Raw genomic sequence first — 20,231 nt, 5'->3', positions numbered from 1 at the left:
ATCGGAAAAATAATGGCTAGTAGGGGGTAATGTCATTTTTCCGAATCATGATTAGGGGGAGAAATGATGTTAACAAAGAGATGGTGGCAGTTAGGAATTGGTTTGCTAGTCGGATTAGTTAGTCTAAGCTGGGGACGAACGGGTTCGGCTAACACAGTCGGTTTTGAGGTCGCACCGGTGGCTTCCAAATATCAAATCGATAAGGCTGTTTCATACTATGATTTGAAACTAAAGTCTAGCCAAACAACCACTTTGGCAGTGAAAGTGACGAACACAAGTACCCAGGAAATCACCGTGCATACGGCAATTGTACCGGCGACAACTAATCCCAATGGGGTGGTTGAGTATCAGGCAACGGCTGATGGCAAGAACATTGATTTGCCAGCTGATGCTAGTCAACTGATTACGACGGCGGCGAATAAGATTACCCTTGCTAAGGGAACCAGTAAGATCGTGACTTTTAAGGTGAAAATGCCGGCTCAGAAGTATGATGGTGTTGTCGTTGGTGGACTGAGTTTCTTAAAAAAGGCCGCCAAACAACAGAGTAAGAGCGCAATGGCGATTAAGAATCAATACGCTTACTCAGTGGCGGTCGTATTGCATGGTGACCACGCGCTCACCAAGAACAAGTTGACATTGGGTAAGATTGATGCGACGCAAAATAACGGGTATAACCAAATTAGTTTACCCCTACAAAATCGAACGGCCGCTTTCTTGAATCAAGTCAAAACTGATGTCCAAATCTATCGTCGTGGTAGTAACAAAGTGCGCTACAAGCAGGTCAATGAACATGGTCAGATGGCACCTAATTCAGTTTATGCCTTACCGTTACGGGTTGGCCGGGATGCGTTGAAACCCGGCCAATATACCGCTAAGTTGGCCGTGAAGTCCAAAAAGCAACATTGGACGTTCACCAAAGATTTTGAAATCACGCGTGATCGTGCGAACCAACTCAACAAAACCGCCGTGATTGAACATCATACTAACTGGGGGTTGTGGATCAGCCTCGGTCTGCTAGTCATCTTGTTGTTACTGATTGCTTGGTACATTCATCGCAAGCAGCTAAAGATCAAGCGATTAGAAGAACGGCTTAAAGATAAATCATAAATTCATAGCCATTAGTACTGTTATAAACGGACTCGGTCAGGTTGGCCGAGTCTTTTTTGTGGGTTCGGTGGCAATGAATACAAATTTACCTTTGCTAACTTACTCATTATCTTTTTGCAGGCAATGCGCAGCGGCTTGTTTCTAAGTATAATGAAAGTGTAGTTAACTTAAAGGATGTGAATGAAGATGAAGTATGAATGGCGTAAACAAGAAAAAACAACCTATGCTACTAAGAAGCAACCCCAACTGTTGACGATTCCAGCCCAAACTTTTATGAGTATCCATGGAACAGGGAATCCCAATGGCCCAGAGTTTCAGACGCACCTGCAAACGTTATATCCAGCTGCTTATGGGCTCAAGCATGCGTATAAGCAGTATGCGCAAACACAGGCGTGTGAATTTGATGATTACGTTGTTTTTCCGCTTGAAGGGGTCTGGTCATTGACGATTAAGGGACAGCAACTTGACCATCTTGACAAAGATGAGTTCAGTTATGACATTATGATTCGGGTCCCAGACTTTGTTCCCAATGAACTGATTGCACCGGCTTTGGCAGCGGTTAAAGCTAAGAAACAACTGCCAACTGAACAAATTAACGTGCAGCAGTTCGACGCAATGCAAGTGGCACAGATTCTGCACCTGGGTGCTTATGACGATGAACCCGCGAGTTTTGCCAAGATAGATGAACTGGTCGCCAATCAGGGGATGCATCGTACTAGCAAGATTCATCGAGAAATTTATTTATCCGATGCACGGCGGGTGACACCTGATAAACTGAAAACCATTCTCCGATATCGAGTGGCGTCGAATTAATGCGAAAACTTTTGACTGGCATTGGGCGTGAAGCACGAATATAATTTAATTATATTTTAACTCATATAAAATTATAATTAAGGGGTGCTGATAGTATGACGCAAATAGAGATTAGTGATCGGCTGAAAGCTTTATTGGTTGCGAAGGGCTTTGATAAGAAGCAATTGGTTTTGGTGACGGATGATGGTGGTGGCAAGTACTCTTTGCACGGGGGTGCTTGCAGTATTGGAACTAAATTTACGATAATCGTACTTGACCAGCCGGACCCCGAATACAACGTAACGGTGGTGAATGATCAAGGCCTCGCGCTTTGGACCTCCACATACGATCTCATTTTCTTTAACGATGGTATTAAGATGGATTACGATCAGGGGCGGATCGCTATTAAGGACAATGCTCATATGCTGGACAATGCCGTTCAAATCGCTAAAGGAGCGGAAGTTTTAGCTGCTTTTGAACAGGGCGTCCCAGCCGATAACCTAACTTGTTAATTGCGATATGAAGAAGGCATAATAATGAAGGCAGTTATTTTTGACGATTTTGGTAGTCCCGATGTATTGCGCATTGCTGACGTGCAACGGCCGGTGGCGACAACTGCGACCGTCTTAGTGAAGGTCATGGCGGTGGCCGTTAATCATGTTGATACGTTTGTTCGGAGTGGGGCGTTTAAGACGGCCCTGGCAGCACCACACGTGGCGGGACGTGATTTAGTCGGTGAGGTCGTAGCCAGTTCGCAACCGGACTTTCAAATCGGCGACCAAGTCTGGACGAACTCAATGGGCTATGAAGGCCGAATGGGCGCAACGGCCGAGTATGTGGCGGTGCCAACTGATCGCTTGTATCACGTTCCTGATGGCGTGGCGCCCATGCCACTCGTCGCGGCGGTCCATTCAGCTGCAACAGCCGCCATCGTACTTAACGACGTCATGGAAATTCGTCGCGGCCAGACACTCCTAATTGAAGGTGCCGCGGGCAACGTTGGCCGCAAGCTGATTCAACTTGCGCATCAAATGGGCGTGACGGTTGTGATAACCGCATCACCACGAGATTTTGCACGGTGTCAGCAGTTAGGCAGTACCGCCTGTTATGATTATCACGCGGGGTTTGTGGACCAGTTAACGACGGATCAGTGGACTTTTGACCATGTGATCGATACCTCGGGACGCGTACCACTGGCGATTAATTTGGCGTTATTACGATTGGGTGGTCAGGTGACATTGATTACGGCACCGCAGGATAACCAATTTGAGTTCCCTGTTCGCCAGTTTTATATGTCTCAACAGCGAATCACTGGTTTTGTGATTAGCCATGCAACGGTTGACCAGTTAGCACAAGCGGCCAGTCGTTTAAACCGATCTTTTAGCGCCGGACTGCTATTGGATGATCAGGTCAGCCAGCGATATTTTAAGGATGCCGCTCAGTGTCACGCTCAATTGGAAGCAGGCACGGATCATCACCAGCGCTTTGTGTTATTACCGAGTTGATTCAGCATAACGATTGAAAGCCTGATTAATTAACCAGTAATACTATGTCAACAATAGTATTGTAATTTTGGTGATTTAAAGTGATTACTTGGCAGGGGGACTGGACAGTCGGCTCCCGTGCTTCTAAAGTTGCGACCAATGTTATCTGTGAAAGGACCGGCGTGCTAACAATCCGAAAGGTGATCGATACGGCGACCTTTACTAATGTTAATGGCATTCCTTTGTGGTAATACGCAGGCTTGAAAAGAATATCGATGACGAAAGTCCAACACTTGTCAGCAAGGGTTGGACTTTTTGTGGTGCAGCACCAGAAGCAATGGCAGAAAAATAATTAATTTACTACGTATACTAGATTGTTGATATGAATTTATTTATTCGGATAGCCATCGATTGTTGGTGAACGGCTTTAAAGGAAGTTCGCCTAATTATCTCAAGCAACCCACGCTTGATAGCGGTTACACGAACAATCCGGGTTTGTAAATATAGTTAACGTTATACATTATTAGCGCTGTTACTGACCAACCAATATAATGAAAATGTGGTCAAAGGAGTCGGCATTTAAATTAATTAATCAATCGTACAAGGTTATTGGGGGAGGTCACAAGTGATTTAGTGCCAGTAATTTATGAATTGTTATGAGAGCAATCATTGTTGATAATGACCACCGTTCTTAGTTGATGAAAGCTAAACAAGCGCTGGTAAATGAAAAAGGGGGATTTATACCATGAAGCCAATGTTAGGACACTTATTAATGGCAGGAACTTTATTATTAGCGGGTAGTACACCGATTGTTGCCAATGCTGCAGAAAATCGTAGTGGGAATACGGATATCAAAGCGGAATTTACGAAGAGTACGTCCACGGTGACGCCAGTTGATCCATCAAATCCTGATGTGCCAAGTACTGATGGCGATGGTGACAACGGGGCGGCAGCAGGTGGCGACCTGTCGCTGATTTTTGTGTCTAAATCGTTAGGATACGGGACGCATGAGCTGGACGTTTTAAATGATCAACAATATAAGGTTGACCCAACTAGTTCATATACTTTGCTATGGCAGGATAAGATGGTTGTAGAAGTTTCTGATGTTCGGGGAACCAATGCCGGCTGGAAATTAACGGTTACCGGCTCCAATTTAACAGGAACGGATGGTACGGCTGCAAAGGGCGCAACGCTCAGTTTACCAAAAGGTGACGTGGTCAACAGCGGCTCGGAGGCCAATGGTGCGGTTGCCACGGCTTCCGAAGTTGCTTTAAATGGTACGGTGGGATCAAGTGCCGTCTTAAATGCCGATAAGGGCGGTGGTTCTGGGGTAACTGTTAGTCGCTTAGATCCAAAGGCGTTGACACTGAATATTAAGGCTAATACGGTTAAGGCGCAGGCCTATAGTGCTAACCTGAATTGGACATTGAGTGATTTACCAACAAATTAAGCGTCATCGGGGCGAACGGCGCCCCAAGTACATATGTGAGTAATGGGGGCGAGAAGATGCAATTATTGAAGCGAATCATGGTCATTGTGGGAACGTTAATTTTAGGCCTGCAAGTTAGCAGCGTTAGTGGATTGGCAGCCAGTAGCGCAAGTAGCAGTAGCGGTAAAACCACGCAAAGCAATGACATCGGGTTTAGCGTGGCCGCGAAGATTCCGAATAATCAGATTGATCAACATAATTCCTATTTTGATTTAAAAATGACGCGTGGCCGACAGCAACAGATTCAGACGACGATTTATAACGTCACCAACGCTGACATCAAGGTTCGAACGGCGATTCATACGGCTTATACGAACGGCAATGGCATTATCGAGTACGTGACACCAACTAAAAGTTATGATCCTTCTTTGAAGTATCGAATGGACCAAATCACTAAAATACAGGGACCAACGACCATCACGATACCCGCAAACGGGTCAAAAGTGGTAACGGCGACGGTCACGATGCCTAAGCAAGCGGTGAACGGTGTGATTTTAGGCGGTTGGTATTTTAAACGGGTCGCCAATAAAGTCACCGGAAGTGTTAAGGGTTCCATGAATATTGCCAATCAGTATTCGTATGTGATTGGACTGAAATATACTGCTGGTATAGTGCCACAACCACAATTGAAGCTCGATACGATTACGGCGGGCATGCAGAATTATCGGCGAGGGGTGTTTCCACAATTACGCAACGTTACTGCGGTGATCGTCCCCAAACTAACGATTACGGCTAGGTTAACGAGTAAGAATAGTGGCAAGGTCATCAAGAACTTTACACAGAAGAATGTGCAATTAGCACCTAACTCAGTTTATAAAGTACCAATTTTGACAGGGACCAATCGTTTGCAGGCTGGTTCGTATCATGTCCGGCTAGTTGCTAAAAATACCGATCATCGATGGGTGTTTGATAAAGATTTTGTCATCAGTACGGCCGCGGCAGATAAGTATAATCAGGCTTCCGTTGATAATTCGGGAATGAGCGTTGGCTGGTTTATTCTATTCGGAGCGTTAGGCATGTTAATTATTGGATTAATCGGTCTATTAATCTTTTTCTGGATCAAAAAGCGGCGGCGTGCTTAGTTCGGTCAGTGAAATGGGGGAAGGACCATGCCGAATAAATGGTGGCGATTAATATTAGGGGTAATGCTCGTGCTGAGCTGGGCAATACCAGTGCGGGCGGCAACACACGGTCGCACTGAGATCAGTGTGGGGTTTTATGAGACTAAGTATAGTGCTGACCGGATTATTCCCGCCCGTGTGATTCCTGATGGTGGTCACCCGTACGTTATTAGACCAGCTGACCCGGGTACCCAGGGTCAGAGAAATCAGTCAGAGCGCAAGCCAATCCGCCGACAACTAATTATCGATGGCTGGTTGCGTGGGCAATCACGCAATGGTCAACAATTGCCCCAAACGAGTGAGCGGCTTGTCATTGGCAGTATCCTTGGTGGGATGGGGTTGTTAGCTAGTGTTTTAGCAGGCGCGTTGTACCGAATATTAAAACGGCAAGATGGGGGTGAACGGAATGCGTAACAGACGAGTAAAATGGTTACTAATTCTTGTATTCGGTATACTCGGCTTGCTGAATTTGCTGCCCTTAGAGGGTAACGCCGCGACTTTGACGAGCAAGATGACGGACGTGAAAGCTAATGCTACTTTTCAGGCCGTACCGGGTGGTAATTCGGTTGGTAGTAATGTTGATAACGGTTTGCAAGCGTATCCAGCATTAGGCAATGTGTCCGCTAACTATGCGGATAATGGTCGAATTACGAGGCAGACGACCCAAATTACAATGACGATGACAGGTTCGATTACCTTAAAATCTAGTAACTCGATGTCAAAAGCTTATTTTGATATTATGGCTGGTCCGGCAAGTGGGAGCTACACCGGGGCGACATTAGTTACGGCTACACCTACTAGTCTTGGCAGTGGCAATTCGATTATGATTAGTTCTTCAAAACAGACGCAGACGTTATCGGTCAATTTTCAAAATATTAAAAGTGAGTTGCCAATCTATATTGGCTTCCGAATCACAGTGAATGGTGAGGAAGGTACCTATCAGCTGGGGCGTTTCAACGCGCAGACATTATCTCCTAAAATTACGGGGACACTTTATTCGACTGATACGACGATCAAAGGAACCGGGACACCCGGCAATACGATCAGTAGTAATGTTAATGGTGTGACGACGACGGTCGGAAGCGATGGAACGTACACGCTGAATCTTGGGACTGCACTCGGTACTTTAAGTAACGTCACCGTCACTGAGGTCGATGAGATTACCGGTGATAAGGGGACGGCGACCGCAGCGGTGACCCTCAAAAAACTAAATATTACCAGTTCAAAGACGGCAGTCGATCTATATCCTGGTGACTTAGATTCACTGACAAGTGATAGCGCGGTCGTCGCCTGGTTAGTTAAGCAAGCTGGCATCGTTGCGACAAATCCGGATAGTGCGACTGACACAATTACTTACGCGGCCAACGAGACTAGTTTAGTGAGCAAGTTGAGTAGTTTAGCCGTTGGTAGCAGCACCACAATCAATATTTATGGGAAAGGCAGTTCTGGGCTGAAGTCGGATGCTAAGGCAATTACTGTGACGATGCGGGATGGAACGTTGAGTCTGGGCACATTACCAGCAAGTTTGACGTTTGGCACCCTGACGATTCCGTTTAAAGAAACACTATATCAGCCGACAAATGCTTGGAACATCACTGTTAATGACACACGGAAGACCGGTTCACAGTGGTACTTACGGGCGACAGCAACTGCCATGAAATCCAGTACGCGGACCATGAGTGGCAACCTGATTTATCTGAACGCGGGGAACAAACAGGTGCTGACGAATACTTCGGTAACAGTCAGTTCTGGCAAGAAAATCGCGGGTACGACGAGCACTAATGCTGCAAGTGGTTGGTCGAGCAGTCAGGGTATTTTATTGGATGTCCAACCTAGTGTGCAAATTGACAGTTACAGTGGGACGATTAATTGGACCTTACAGGATACACCTTAAAAATTAATATAAGTGGTTAAAAGATATTGCAAAAGTATGTCGATTTGCAATGTCTTTTTTTATGAATAATTAATAATAAGATTTTAAAGGCTTTATTATAGTTTAATGCAAATTTATGTTTACAATATAGAGTAAAGGGTTTAATGAAGCCGTATTTCTGATATAGTAAAGTGAACTAACAAATGTATTAATATGATGAGGTGGTTGGCGTGTCAGCAGTACTTTTAGCGCTGTCGTTGATTTCTGGCGGTTATGAAATGTTGTTTTTAATGATTGGTTTTAGAGAATATGTCACTTGGCGGATTGCCATCATTTGGCTAAGTCTGGTTATCATTACGATGAGCCTGGGGGAAGTGGCTTCAAACTTATGGCCCCAAGTCCCTCTGGCTTATTTTTGGATCATCCCGATTGTTTGTGTGACCACCTTTATGAGTTCTCGGTTGTTGTACACCCAGTGGATTTTAATGTTACCGGTGGCAATCTTTTTGAATGCGCTTAAGCGATTAGTAGGGGCGATCATGGGTGTCATTGCCAAGGCTGTAGCCCAATCTGCATCGCCAATGTTATTACGGCAAGCGATAGGTCTACATTCGACAGCGGATATTAATCTCTTTTTAGCGTCGATTATGATGCTGCCGGTCATTATTATTTTAGGGATGTTAGCGCATCGCTGGTTAGTACAAGTGTCGGCCGCCGATTTCTTGCAACGGGCGCGTGTTAATATTAGCGATTACTTATTAGTTATTTTGTTTTTTGCTATTTACATTATTGCGTATGTTTTTGCGATGGAATGGTCAGTCAATGCGCAAACGTATATGGCAATTGCGGCTATCGTGACGTTTGGCATTATCGGGTCGTATTTAATTAGTAATAAAAACAGTCACTTGAATGATGCGCAGCTATTGCTACAAGTCTCAAATTACAACGAATTATTAAGCCACCATAACCGTGATTTACATTTGTTTAAACATGATTATGAGAATATTCTTTTGAGCATGTCGGCATTTATTCAGAACAATGATATGGCCGGCTTAAAGCGTTATTTTACAACGGAAGTAATGCCTGCCAGAGTAACCCTTAATCGTCAGTCGGGACTGAGTGATTTGAGTCGCTTGGATATGCCGACGGTCAGTGGTCTAATTTATGCAAAATATGAGGCAGCCAACGGTCAGAACGTTCATTTAGTGGTGACAATCTTAGAGAAAGTCACGTTAGCGGATATTCCACAGATAAAAGTAGTGCGGATTTTGGGTAATTTGCTGGATAATGCGACGGATGCTGCTGCCCGAGCGAATCATCAAGTGGCGCTAACTGTTAAAAATCGGGATGCTCACACAACGGTATTTTCGATTACAAATCAAATTCCAACGCATGAAGCGGTAGATTTATCAGTTATCAAGAAAAGTCGATTTACAACTAAACCAGGACATTTGGGTTATGGATTGAGTAGTATTGAACAATTAACTACAGATCAATTAGTTGTTAATTATTGTATTGAAGAGGGCAACTTTATTGCAGAGCTCATTATCAAACATTAAACTATGATTATGAATCGAAAGGATCTGAATTTGGTGGCATTACTAACAACATTACCTAATATTGGGCCAACATTAGCCAAACAATTGCAAGCCGTTGCGATTACGACACCCGAACAGCTAAAGTCAACGGGTAGCAAAGTCGCTTTTACTGCCATAAAAAAGGCCAACCCCCACGCTTGTATTCAATTATTGTATTCGTTACAAGGCGCAATTGAGAATTGCGCTTACCCACAGTTATCACCGGCAACTCGCGAAGATTTAAAACAATTTTTTAGATCATTGCTATAACTCATGAATGGCAATGTGAGCGCTGGTCGGAGAATTTAACGATAAGCTTTTAGATAATTAAGACCATACTTTTTTCACTTTATGTGAATTGGTTAACATAAAAATGATTGCTTTAAAGCGGTTATCCCAGATTACGAGGGATAACCGCTTTTGTGTATTGATTGTTAAATAAAAAATATTTGTTAGAATCATTAGTGTACAGCGGGATTAGTTAGCATTGTAAATTATCAGATGGCAAATGTAAATAGTATTACTGCTAGACATCTGTTAAAATGAGCATTATTTTTGGGTTAACAAATTTTGACCAATAACGTAAAGGAGTTACAGATTATGGGGACAGAACTACAATTTGTACAATATTTACATCAAATGCGTGATTATAATGATCAGCACCCAACCACCAAGGGGCTGATCTTATTAGGTTACTTAGAACGAGATTTTATTCGATTTTACCGGGCCGGTAAGATTGAAGAAGGCATTCAATTTGCTAAGAAAAATCTGACCCGTTCGCGCGATTTATTAAATAAATTATCGAGTGAGGAAAAACAGCTGCAACTCAGTGCGCTGGTTGATGTCTTAGCTTTTGAGGGAATCCAAAATCGTGCTGAGATTTATGAATTTGTTAAGCTACGTAATGATTATCACCGTTGGTTAGTTAAATTACCCGTGACGACGGAACGTTACCAGCCACTAGTTGTGCAGATTATTCGTGATTTTGCCGCAATTGCCAAACCGAACGCATTAGCTTATAACGCACATTTAGAGTCAACGCTCGATGTGATGTACTATACCAATGCTCACCTGCATGATCAATTATCGGTGAAAAAGGTATTGGCCCACGTCAATGCGCGGTGCAATCCTGAGTCAGTGCGGCGGTCGTTTAGTCAAGAGATGCATATGTCGATTCGTGATTACATCAATGCCAAGAAAATTCAGGAAGCTGAGCATATGTTGTTGGCAACGGATTTAACCATTCGAGCCATTGCTGCTGAACTCTGTTTCTACGATGCCGCCGATTTTTCAAAACGATTCAAGAAGGAGACCGGTCAAACGCCCTTAGAATTTCGACAACTTAATACACGAACTGATTAGTACTTGTATTTTTAAAGATAACCTTTTTCGCGTAAATACAAACCCCCGTTTTACTCGCATAAAAGCAGGTATACTATGTCTCAAAATTCAAAATATGTCGATATTTGACTAAAATTAACAGAGGCAAATTACTATGCGATATACACGGGGCAAATGGCGCGTAACCAATCCCAAGGTTTGGTTGTTTTCTAGTGTTTTAATTTTAGGTTGGAGAATTGTGCCGACAGTGGCTCAAGCAAGTGAAGCTGAGACGGTTACCATGTCGAGTCATTCGGTGCAGTTAGAAACGGATAGTCAAGACCAATTAACAGAAGTAGCACGGATTTCAAAAACTGCGGTAACTCGTGACCGCCACAGTGTGACCGCCCAGTCCAGCAAGTCAGCTGACAGGACTAGTTCGGAGCAATCTGCTACGACTGGCACTGTTGAGGCGGTCAGTCCAACGACTAGTGAAGCCCAACAGCGGTCAACACAGCAAGATAAAACAGCTGTTGAACAACAGGCAAGTGACTCAACAGCAGCTTCTGCGGGTGCCAGTACTAATCAGGCGTCAGCCGCAACAAGTTCTGATCAGGCGCCAGCAGCCAACTCAACTGGCACTCATCATGCGATTGATATGGCCAGTTCAGCTAGCGCACTAGGTGCTGACAGTGGGGCCCATTCTGAAAGTTTATCTGAGGCGCAACGCTCAGGTGGTCAAGGTAAGACGATCGATTCAGATTTATCGGGGACTGTTCATTCACAGTCATCAGTGAGTACCGTGACGACAGCTACCCCTGTGAACTCAAATTCAAGCCGAGCTGTAGCGGCAACTGATCAAATGAGCAGCAGGGTTGAGAAAAGGGCATTGAATAAAACAAATGTCACTAAGTCAATAAACATACCAGTTGCAACAAAGCAGCCGAGCAAGCAACGGACAGTCACCGCTTCGTCGTTTTTGACAACAGCAAAGAACTTAGCCGATAAGAACTATCTTGATCAGTATGCCAAACAGCATGGGCAAGCGGCTTTGATTGCTTTGATCCAAGATTGGTTGTCCACGTATCGAATTATTGCACTTACAGGAATTACGATTGTGAATAGTTCGTTTGATGGTAGTGTGGCTACGATTAGTGGTGGCTTGCACGTTATCAATACGGGGGCGACAATTCGTTCTGGTCAGGATGATGAATGGGAGACCATCATAAACGGTGGTTTGTCAGTGACAAACAATACAATCACGTTTACAACTACCAATGGATTGGTGGACCGTCCCGTAGCTAATCAGGATATGGATTTTACGAAGCCTCGGCCAACAGGAAATGGTGCAATCAAAGGTTTACCGAGCGTTACGGTTGATTCTTCGTTAATCAATGCGCAAGAATTTAGTCAAGCTCAGATCAATATTAGTGACTTTTATGATCAACTAGTTACTGCAGGGACCATTTTATCGGCAACTAATGGTGGCACGTTGAGTAAGATGCTGATTGGTGAGTCTGGAACTGCTGATTTGGGCTCTTATCAAGGACACCATTATTATGCCGTGAATATTGATTTGAATGACTGGCACAGTGGTATTCGGACCACTGGTTTTAATAATGATGATGTGGTTATTTATAACGTCGTCACGGCAGCACCTGCGTTAACCATTGGTGGCGGTTTTTCTAGTAGTACACCGAATCTAGTCTGGAACTTCAATCATGCCATGCGTATTCAGAATACCACGATGATAACTGGTAAAATCGTGGCACCACATGCTGTCTTTACAACTAATCAAAATGTTGATTCAGCGGCCGTTTTACAATATGGATATGGCGATGTTGACAGTGCTATTCGAGAGACGATTACGAGCCAAAACGAGCATAATTATGGTTTTGGTCAAGTGGTTACTGATGACCCGTTGGATTACTTAATTGCAGTGATTAAGTCGGATGGTACGAGCATTGATACTTTAGCTGGTTTTCGCCATCTACTAGCAACCGGGCAACTGAAGATCACGATTACAGATGCGGCTGGGACACGTTTATCAGGGTTGAATGCAGTTGATACACATATTGCGGGCCAGCATCGCTATCTAATTACTTACCAATTTGGCGATCAGACTGCAACGACTTGGTTGAACGTCCAACCATCGCATGAGCCCATAATACCTATCAGCCGGATACCGGAATATTCAGCGATAACGCGGACGATCAATTACCAAGATGAGCGAACTGGGGCGGTGCTTGCTGGCCCAGTTATACAAAATGTACGGGTCGTGCGATTTGCCATTTTTAATGCTAAAACTCATGAATTGCTCGGCTATGATACAAACGGCGACGGAATTGTTGATACTAGTGATGGGACAATTGCATGGCTGTTAGTACCGCCAACGGATCAAGATTGGGTACAGGTTGTCTCACCAGACTTATCTGCGCAGGGTTATCAAGCTCCTGATATTCCGGTAGTTGCGGGGCAAACAGTGATCATTAATGGTGGTGATAGAACGATGAATACAAATGTAATTGTCAAGTATCAGCAACAAACGCATATTGCAACGACGCAGCGAACGGTTACCCGGACGATTAACTATATCGATGGTGGAACACTGCAACCCATCGCGTCACTACATGCTGTTGTTCAAACGGTTAAGTATCAATTATTAGCTGTGGTTGCTCATGACGGAACGATACTTGGCTACGATACCAACGGAGACGGACAGATTGAGACACAATTGGCAGATGAAGCATGGTTGATTGTTGGTTCAGGGCCGTGGTTTGGCGCGGTTAAGTCGCCAGATCTGAGCCATGAGGGCTACGCAGCGCCGGACCTAAAAGTAGTGCCGGAGCAGATGGTTGCTGGGGTCGATGATAAAGATGTTACGATCAATGTTTATTACCGACTAGCAACTCAGGCCGTTACGGTGTATCAAAATAAACGGCGCGTTATCAGCTATATTGATCGACAGACCCATCAATCGATTGCCACGACCGTCCAGCAATTGGTTATTTACCAACGAACAGCAATTATTGAAAAAAAGACTGGCAAATGTTTAGGCTATGATTTAAACGGTGATGGATTAGTTGATACGAGTCAAGCTGATTATGCGTGGATTTTAGTTGGCAGTGGTCAATTTGCCGCGGTAACGTCACCAACGCTAGTCGTCCAAGGCTATACTGATCCGGACATAAGGACTGTAGCGGCTCAAACGGTCGCGATTACTGATCCGGACCTGATGACGACAATCGTGACTTATGACCATCGTATTATTACGGTAACACCAGGCAATCCTGCTCGACCAGGACAGCCAGTTGATCCTGACAATCCGAATATCTTGTTTCCAGATGAGGGTGGCGACACCGATTTAACGCACACCGTTACTAGAATCATTCACTATGTTTATGAGGATGGCACGACAGCCGCAGCCTCGGTCCTACAAACCGTCCAATTTCAACGCAATGCGATGATTGATTTAGTGACGGGCGAAGTGACATACCAAGAATGGGTACCAGTCTCGGTAACGGAAATGGCGGGCGTTATTTCACCAATTGTAGCGGGTGCCACGACCACATTAACAGAAGTGGCAGCCCAGCAGGTGAGTGTCACAACTGCCGATCAGGTTGTAGTGGTTACTTACAAGAAATCGGCAATCAAACCGGAAGAACCGGGTCAACCTGAGCAACCAAGTCAACCGGAAGAACCGGGGCACCCTGAACAACCAAGTCAACCGGAAGAACCGGGGCATCCTGAACAACCAAGTCAACCGGAAGAACCGGGGCATCCTGAGCAACCAAGTCAACCGGAAGAACCGGGGCACCCTGAGCAACCAAGTCAACCGGAAGAATCGGGGCACCCTGAGCAACCAAGTCAACCAGAAGAACCGGGTCAATCCGAAAAACCAGGGGAACTGCAAAAACCGAGTCAGCCAGCTGATTCTGAGCAACCAGATGGATTAAGTGATCAAGCCAATTTGAGTCGTAATCAGGCTGAACAATCACGGACGTCACAGCCATCACAAGCAGAGTCAGATCAAAGCGTTGTGCAGACGAATCAGCAGAAAACAGCTGCGTCCGTTTCAGGTATTGGTTGGGTTAGTGCACAGGCGGTATCAAAACGTACCACTAAGCACCATCGGATGACGACCCTTCCCCAGACAGACGAGCAGAATACGCAATTATCACTCTTGGGGATGATTGGATTAGCATTGAGTTCAATTTTAGGTTGGCTGAAGATTAAGTCCCGCGATTAACAGTTGTGAGATGATACCCGTTGTGAGTTGCGGATCTTTAGGAACCGGGATTGACGGGGTTAATGTTCCTTTGAGGGACAGCTAGTTTTGAATGATTAATATAGGCAATCACTGACGTTTCTTATTAAACGGTAGTGATTGCCTTTTATGGTATCGTCGTTGGTACTTTTGATGCGGTCAGTTGACCGGTCAAAATGGCGACTAATAACTGAGCAAAGGAACACACGCGGCACTTTTCGTAGTGACACTAAATGTCAGACATATGATAGTAGCAACTGGGTGGGGCGTTTAAAAAATTAAGGGTTATGCCTAAAAATAACATTTATCGTTGACAATTGTAAACGAAGGGATTAATATACACATATAGATTACAAGTGTAAACGATAATGAGAAAGGGACGAATAAAATGATGATTAAAGTATTAGTCTTATTAATTGGTGGGTTAGCAATTGGGTTTATTCTGTGGTGGTTCTTCGGGAAGCATGCTACGACAACGGTCACCGCGAGTGCAGTTGATGATCTACAGCAGGTTGATGTGGAGGTTAAGGGTGGCTATTCGCCAGAACAAATCGTGTTGAAAAAAGGGGTTCCGGCGGTACTTAATTTTACGCGCAAAGATGCCTCTGGTTGTCTGGACCACGTGGTGTTCAGTGATTTTGGTATCAATCAGGAATTGCCACAAAATCAAGTTGAAGCAATTACGATTGATACGAGTAAGTCTGGTGAATATCAATGGGCCTGTGGGATGGACATGTTTCATGGGAAATTAATCATTAAATAGTGGGAGGAAAATCAAATGAGCGCACGACAACAAATCAATATTACAGTAGACGGCCATTATGATCCAGCAGAAGTAGCGTTACAACAAGGTGTACCGGCCCAATTAACATTTACGCGCACGAGTACGCAGGGGTGCTTAGCGCAAGTACATTCAACCGACTTGCACTTTGCGACTGAGTTACCCCTTGACCAACCGCAAACGGTGACGATACCAACTGATCGAGCCGGTGAATTTCACTTTAGTTGTGGGATGGACATGGTGAGTGGCAAGGTGGTGATTGCGTGATGAGCACGACGAAACGGTTTTGGATTTCATTAATATTTTCCCTGCCACTACTGGCTAATATGATTTTGATGCCCTTTGGCTGGATGCTTCCGGGTGGTGATTGGACGCAGTTGGTTCTGACGACCATCATTATGGCTGTTTCGGCTCGGCCGTTCTTGCAAAGTGCGTGGGCGTCCTTTACTAAGCACCATGCCAATATGGATACTTTGGTGGCGATTGGCACCGCGACGGCTTATTTTTACAGCTTATATGCAATGGTAACGGGGCAAGCAGTCTTCTTTGAAAGTGCCGCACTTGTGACCACTTTCGTTTTGCTCGGCCAAGTCTTTGAAGAACGGATGCGACACAACGCGTCCAGCGCGGTCGCAAAGCTAGTGGGCTTACAAGCCAAGGAAGCGGAAGTGTTACGCGATCAAGAATTTGTAAAAGTGCCGTTGGATCAAGTAGTGGTCGGCGACATTATTCGGGTCAAGCCAGGGGAAAAAATTCCCGTTGATGGTGTAATTACAACTGGCCGCTCAACGGTTGATGAGTCAATGGTGACGGGAGAAAGTATGCCGGTTCAAAAAACGGTGGCGGACGCTGTCATTGGTTCAACGATTAATAGTAATGGGACCTTTCAGTTCAAAGCTAGCAAGGTCGGTGACCAGACAATGCTGGCTCAAATCGTTGAGCTCGTTAAAAAAGCACAAAACAGTCACGCACCGATTCAAAAGCTGACCGATAAAGTTTCTGATATCTTTGTGCCGATTGTGCTAATTATTGCTATCGTTACCTTCTTGACCTGGTATGTTTTCTTGAATGCTAGTCTCGCGAATGCCTTGATTTTTGCGGTCGCTGTGGTCGTGATTGCCTGCCCGTGTGCGCTAGGTTTAGCTACGCCGACCGCACTAATGGTCGGTACCGGCCGTGGTGCCAAGATGGGGATCCTGATTAAAAATGGTGAGGTCTTGGAAGCTGTCAATGACGTTAAAACGGTGATCTTTGATAAGACGGGAACGATTACGGTTGGTCACCCACAAGTGACCGATGTTATCGGCGACGAAGCCCAAGTACTGCGCGTTGCCACTAGCTTAGAGGCGGCTTCGGAACATCCTTTAGCTGCGGCAATATTAAAACGCGGCACGGCCCGTGGTATTCAAGCACCAACCGCCACGAACTTCCAAGCCATCGAGGGTAAAGGTGTGACTGCTCAAGTTGAGGGCCAATTAGCGGTGGTCGGTAATCATAAATTATTAACTGATGAGCCGATTAGTGCTGAATTACAACGCCAAGCCACTGAGCTTCAGGACGCGGCGAAAACGGTCGTGTACGTGGGCTTAAATCACGAAATCATTGGATTGATTGCCATTCAAGACGTCGCCAAATCGACGTCTGAGGTAGCCATTGCGAGTTTGAAAGCACGTGGCTTGAAGACGGTCATGTTAACCGGCGATAACGAACGGGTCGCACAAGCTGTGGCGGATCAAGTCGGTATTGATGAAGTGATTGCTGATGTGCTGCCAGGTGATAAGGCTGAGCACGTTCACGCGTTCCAGAAGGCTGGCAAGGTGGCCTTTGTCGGCGATGGTATTAATGACGCCCCCGCGTTGACGACGGCGGATGTTGGGATTGCCATGGGTTCCGGAACTGATATTGCAATCGATGCTGGTGGCATAGTGCTCGTTAAGAACGATCTGCGCGACGTTGACCGGGCGTTGGCATTGAGTAAGAAGACGTTTAATCGTATTAAACTTAATCTGTTCTGGGCTTTCGTGTACAACGTGCTCGGAATTCCAGTCGCGGCGGGCCTCTTCTTTGCCATTGGTCTGACGCTTAGCCCCGAATTGGCCGGATTAGCAATGGCCTTTAGTTCATTGTCCGTAGTCACGAGTTCGGTATTGCTAAATAAAGCTAAGATCAGTTCGAACGCCCAACCTGCGTAGACGATGAGCAGATAGCGTCGGATGAAATCGTGCTTGTTAAACAAGCAGAAATGTGTGTTAATGGTACAAAATATGCGGGTGTCTAACGCCAGTTCACGTTGTTGAGCTGGAGGCGACACCCGCTTTTTGAGTCGAAAATTTAAGGAAGAAAACTGGCTATAAATTCCTCACAATCAGTAAAAAAGAGTATTAGATTTACACTAATTAAGTATCATATCGTTAGTGTAAAATTAGAAGAATGCCCATTTAACGGAGATAAGTGTGGTGTTAGATGCTTTTGTAAGCGCTTGAATCAAATTGTGTATTGTGTAACAATATTAATTGTAAGCGGTTTACATACTATTTGAAACGAGGGTTTGAACATGAAAATTAAAGCAGCAGTGGTTGATAAAGTAAACGATCCATTTGTCATTAAAGATGATATTGAATTAGCTGAAATGAAAGCAACTGATTTACAAATCAAAATGGTTGCGACTGGAATTTGCCATTCTGATGAAGCAATTCGGCGGGGTGATGCGTCGTTAGGTTATCCAGTAATTTTAGGACACGAAGGTTCTGGAATCGTCGAAAAGGTCGGTTCAGAAGTAACTAATTTTGAAGTGGGCGACCATGTTATTCTATCATTTTACGCTGACGGAACATGTGATAACTGTCTGAAAGGCATGCCAATTAAATGTCGGAATTATGCCGACTATAACTTGAGTGGGACTCGTCCCGATGGTTCCGACCATTTCCAAGAAAACGGGCACCATATCAGTGATATGTTCGACCAATCTTCCTTCACGACTCATACGGTAGTTGACCAACGTAATGCGGTTAAAGTACCAAAAGAACTAGATTTACGTCGCTTGGGACCTTTAGGCTGCGGCTATGTCACCGGGAGTGGCACTGTTTTGAACAGTTTACAGCCGCGCCCAGGACAAACAATTGCAGTCTTTGGGACTGGTGCGGTTGGTTTAGCGGCAATGATGGCTGGTAAGATTTCCGGCTGTACCGAAGTGATTGCGGTCGACATTGTTGATTCACGGCTAGAACTCGCCAAAGAATTAGGTGCTACTCACGCCATTAACAGTAAGGAGGAAGATCCAGTTGAAGCAATCAAGAAGTTGACGCATGGTTACGGGGTCGACTTTGCCGTTGATACGACTGGGGTAGAACCAGTTATGGTTTCTGCAATCCACGCACTTGCTCAAGGTGGGACGGCTGCTTTGATTGCCGTTACGGCCAAAAATATCACCATTAGCTCATGGAACGATTTGTGTGTTGATGATAAGAAAGTCATCGGTGTTAACATGGGTGATGCCATCCCTGGTGTTGATATTCCACGGTTAATCGATTTCTATCAACATGGCATGTTCCCATTTGAAAAGACCGAAAAGTTCTATAAGTTTGAGGATATTAATCAAGCTAATGCTGATTCAGGTAGCGGCAAGACCATCAAACCTGTCTTGATCATTGATGAAGATTATCAATCGGGGAAATAGCTGCCGGCTGGGTGCCATCAGTTATGATGAATAACTTCTAAAACAGCGATGTCAAAAGTTGATTTTGACATCGCTGTTTTTTGCGTTAAACACAAGCCGCTTGGACGGCTTGCATAATTTGTGATTAAAATGTGCCGGTTAGGTAGATTCCTGTTCGTCAGCCGGTGCGCGTCCTATTCCGACCTCCGGGGCTGGGTGACAATTGCTGGAACGTAGCCGACGTCGATTTGAGCTAACGCCCAACCCGCGTCATCTCAAATACGAGTCTTATTCTAAGCCGGAAGTACCCCACTTCCGACTAAGAATAATTTGGCTACTAAGCATTGTCACCCAGCCCCTCCGGTCTCAAGAGTGTGAGGGGCCACGAGTTGAAGCCGAGCATTGCCTAGCCAACGGATTAATGCGGTTTTGGCATTAGTCCGTTGGCGTAGCAAGCACAGGCTTTAGTGGCCCCGAACTCGGTACAATTTGTTGTTCGCTATTTGATACTGGAACTTTAAACAAAGCGTTAGGTGTATTAAGCCCTCTGTCAAGAGCTTAAATCTTACTACACCAATTCAGGATTAGTGAGCTATCTCAATATCATTTTCACCCTGACAGTTGATTGACAAAATTATGGTTTATGAAAAACAATGACGAATTCACCAAAAGTTGGGTACGCACATGTCCGCCATTCGAACACTGTCCCGACTGGAAGGGGTTTCGGCCAATGCCCAGTGGTGAAATTTCACTTAGCAAGCGTCC

General features: G+C 45.0%; 16 protein-coding genes. All 16 read left to right on the top strand.

Going from position 1 to position 20,231, the window contains the following annotated elements; genetic code table 11:
* Window positions 1-63: 63 nt before the first annotated feature.
* The 16 genes from ACWQAU_RS08860 (at window position 64) to ACWQAU_RS08785 (ending at window position 19,487) form a co-directional block, all read left to right on the top strand.
* The gene (locus ACWQAU_RS08860; protein ID WP_027821742.1) at window positions 64-1,107 is read left to right on the top strand and encodes a DUF916 and DUF3324 domain-containing protein; all 1,044 of its coding nucleotides are present in this window, start codon (window positions 64-66) and stop codon (window positions 1,105-1,107) included.
* A gap of 180 nt (window positions 1,108-1,287) precedes the next feature.
* Window positions 1,288-1,920, top strand: a complete 633-nt coding sequence (locus ACWQAU_RS08855; RefSeq protein ID WP_013355923.1) for a GyrI-like domain-containing protein — start codon at window positions 1,288-1,290, stop codon at window positions 1,918-1,920.
* 95 nt (window positions 1,921-2,015) lie between these two features.
* On the top strand, window positions 2,016-2,411 hold the full coding sequence (locus ACWQAU_RS08850) for an iron-sulfur cluster biosynthesis family protein (protein ID WP_013355922.1): 396 nt from the start codon (window positions 2,016-2,018) through the stop codon (window positions 2,409-2,411).
* Between the two features lie 24 nt (window positions 2,412-2,435).
* The gene (locus tag ACWQAU_RS08845; RefSeq protein WP_027821743.1) at window positions 2,436-3,404 is read left to right on the top strand and encodes a quinone oxidoreductase family protein; all 969 of its coding nucleotides are present in this window, start codon (window positions 2,436-2,438) and stop codon (window positions 3,402-3,404) included.
* A gap of 724 nt (window positions 3,405-4,128) precedes the next feature.
* Window positions 4,129-4,833 carry a WxL domain-containing protein gene (locus ACWQAU_RS08840; RefSeq protein WP_003642319.1) on the top strand — a complete coding sequence of 235 codons (705 nt, stop codon included), beginning with the start codon at window positions 4,129-4,131 and terminating at the stop codon, window positions 4,831-4,833.
* Between the two features lie 56 nt (window positions 4,834-4,889).
* A complete protein-coding gene (locus ACWQAU_RS08835) occupies window positions 4,890-5,954 on the top strand; it encodes a DUF916 and DUF3324 domain-containing protein (protein ID WP_013355919.1) in 1,065 nt (354 codons plus the stop codon).
* Window positions 5,955-5,981: 27 nt separating this feature from the next.
* Entirely contained in the window at window positions 5,982-6,407 is a 426-nt protein-coding gene (locus tag ACWQAU_RS08830; protein ID WP_011102025.1) for a cell surface protein, read from the top strand.
* Window positions 6,400-7,887, top strand: coding sequence for an Ig-like domain-containing protein (locus ACWQAU_RS08825; protein ID WP_027821744.1), 1,488 nt, complete (start codon window positions 6,400-6,402; stop codon window positions 7,885-7,887). Before ACWQAU_RS08830 ends, ACWQAU_RS08825 begins: the two co-directional genes overlap by 8 nt.
* Window positions 7,888-8,096: 209 nt before the next feature.
* Window positions 8,097-9,425 (top strand): sensor histidine kinase, encoded by a 1,329-nt coding sequence (locus ACWQAU_RS08820; protein ID WP_015380918.1) that lies wholly within the window; start codon window positions 8,097-8,099, stop codon window positions 9,423-9,425.
* A 3-nt stretch (window positions 9,426-9,428) separates the two neighbouring features.
* The gene (locus ACWQAU_RS08815; RefSeq protein WP_003642314.1) at window positions 9,429-9,713 is read left to right on the top strand and encodes a TfoX/Sxy family protein; all 285 of its coding nucleotides are present in this window, start codon (window positions 9,429-9,431) and stop codon (window positions 9,711-9,713) included.
* 330 nt (window positions 9,714-10,043) lie between these two features.
* The gene (locus ACWQAU_RS08810) at window positions 10,044-10,805 is read left to right on the top strand and encodes a helix-turn-helix domain-containing protein (protein WP_027821745.1); all 762 of its coding nucleotides are present in this window, start codon (window positions 10,044-10,046) and stop codon (window positions 10,803-10,805) included.
* A 133-nt stretch (window positions 10,806-10,938) separates the two neighbouring features.
* Complete coding sequence (locus tag ACWQAU_RS08805; RefSeq protein WP_027821746.1) at window positions 10,939-15,012, top strand: mucin-binding protein; 4,074 nt, start codon at window positions 10,939-10,941, stop codon at window positions 15,010-15,012.
* 406 nt (window positions 15,013-15,418) lie between these two features.
* Window positions 15,419-15,793, top strand: a complete 375-nt coding sequence (locus ACWQAU_RS08800; protein ID WP_003642310.1) for a cupredoxin domain-containing protein — start codon at window positions 15,419-15,421, stop codon at window positions 15,791-15,793.
* Between the two features lie 15 nt (window positions 15,794-15,808).
* Window positions 15,809-16,078 carry a cupredoxin domain-containing protein gene (locus tag ACWQAU_RS08795; protein WP_027821747.1) on the top strand — a complete coding sequence of 90 codons (270 nt, stop codon included), beginning with the start codon at window positions 15,809-15,811 and terminating at the stop codon, window positions 16,076-16,078.
* Window positions 16,078-18,003 (top strand): copper-translocating P-type ATPase, encoded by a 1,926-nt coding sequence (locus ACWQAU_RS08790; protein ID WP_033608039.1) that lies wholly within the window; start codon window positions 16,078-16,080, stop codon window positions 18,001-18,003. Before ACWQAU_RS08795 ends, ACWQAU_RS08790 begins: the two co-directional genes overlap by 1 nt.
* A gap of 362 nt (window positions 18,004-18,365) precedes the next feature.
* A complete protein-coding gene (locus ACWQAU_RS08785) occupies window positions 18,366-19,487 on the top strand; it encodes an NAD(P)-dependent alcohol dehydrogenase (RefSeq protein ID WP_027821749.1) in 1,122 nt (373 codons plus the stop codon).
* Window positions 19,488-20,231 lie beyond the last annotated feature (744 nt).

This window comes from Lactiplantibacillus sp. 3062 (assembly GCF_055413545.1).
Note: the sequence above shows the minus strand (reverse complement) of the source record. Positions and strands in the feature narration are given on the sequence as shown.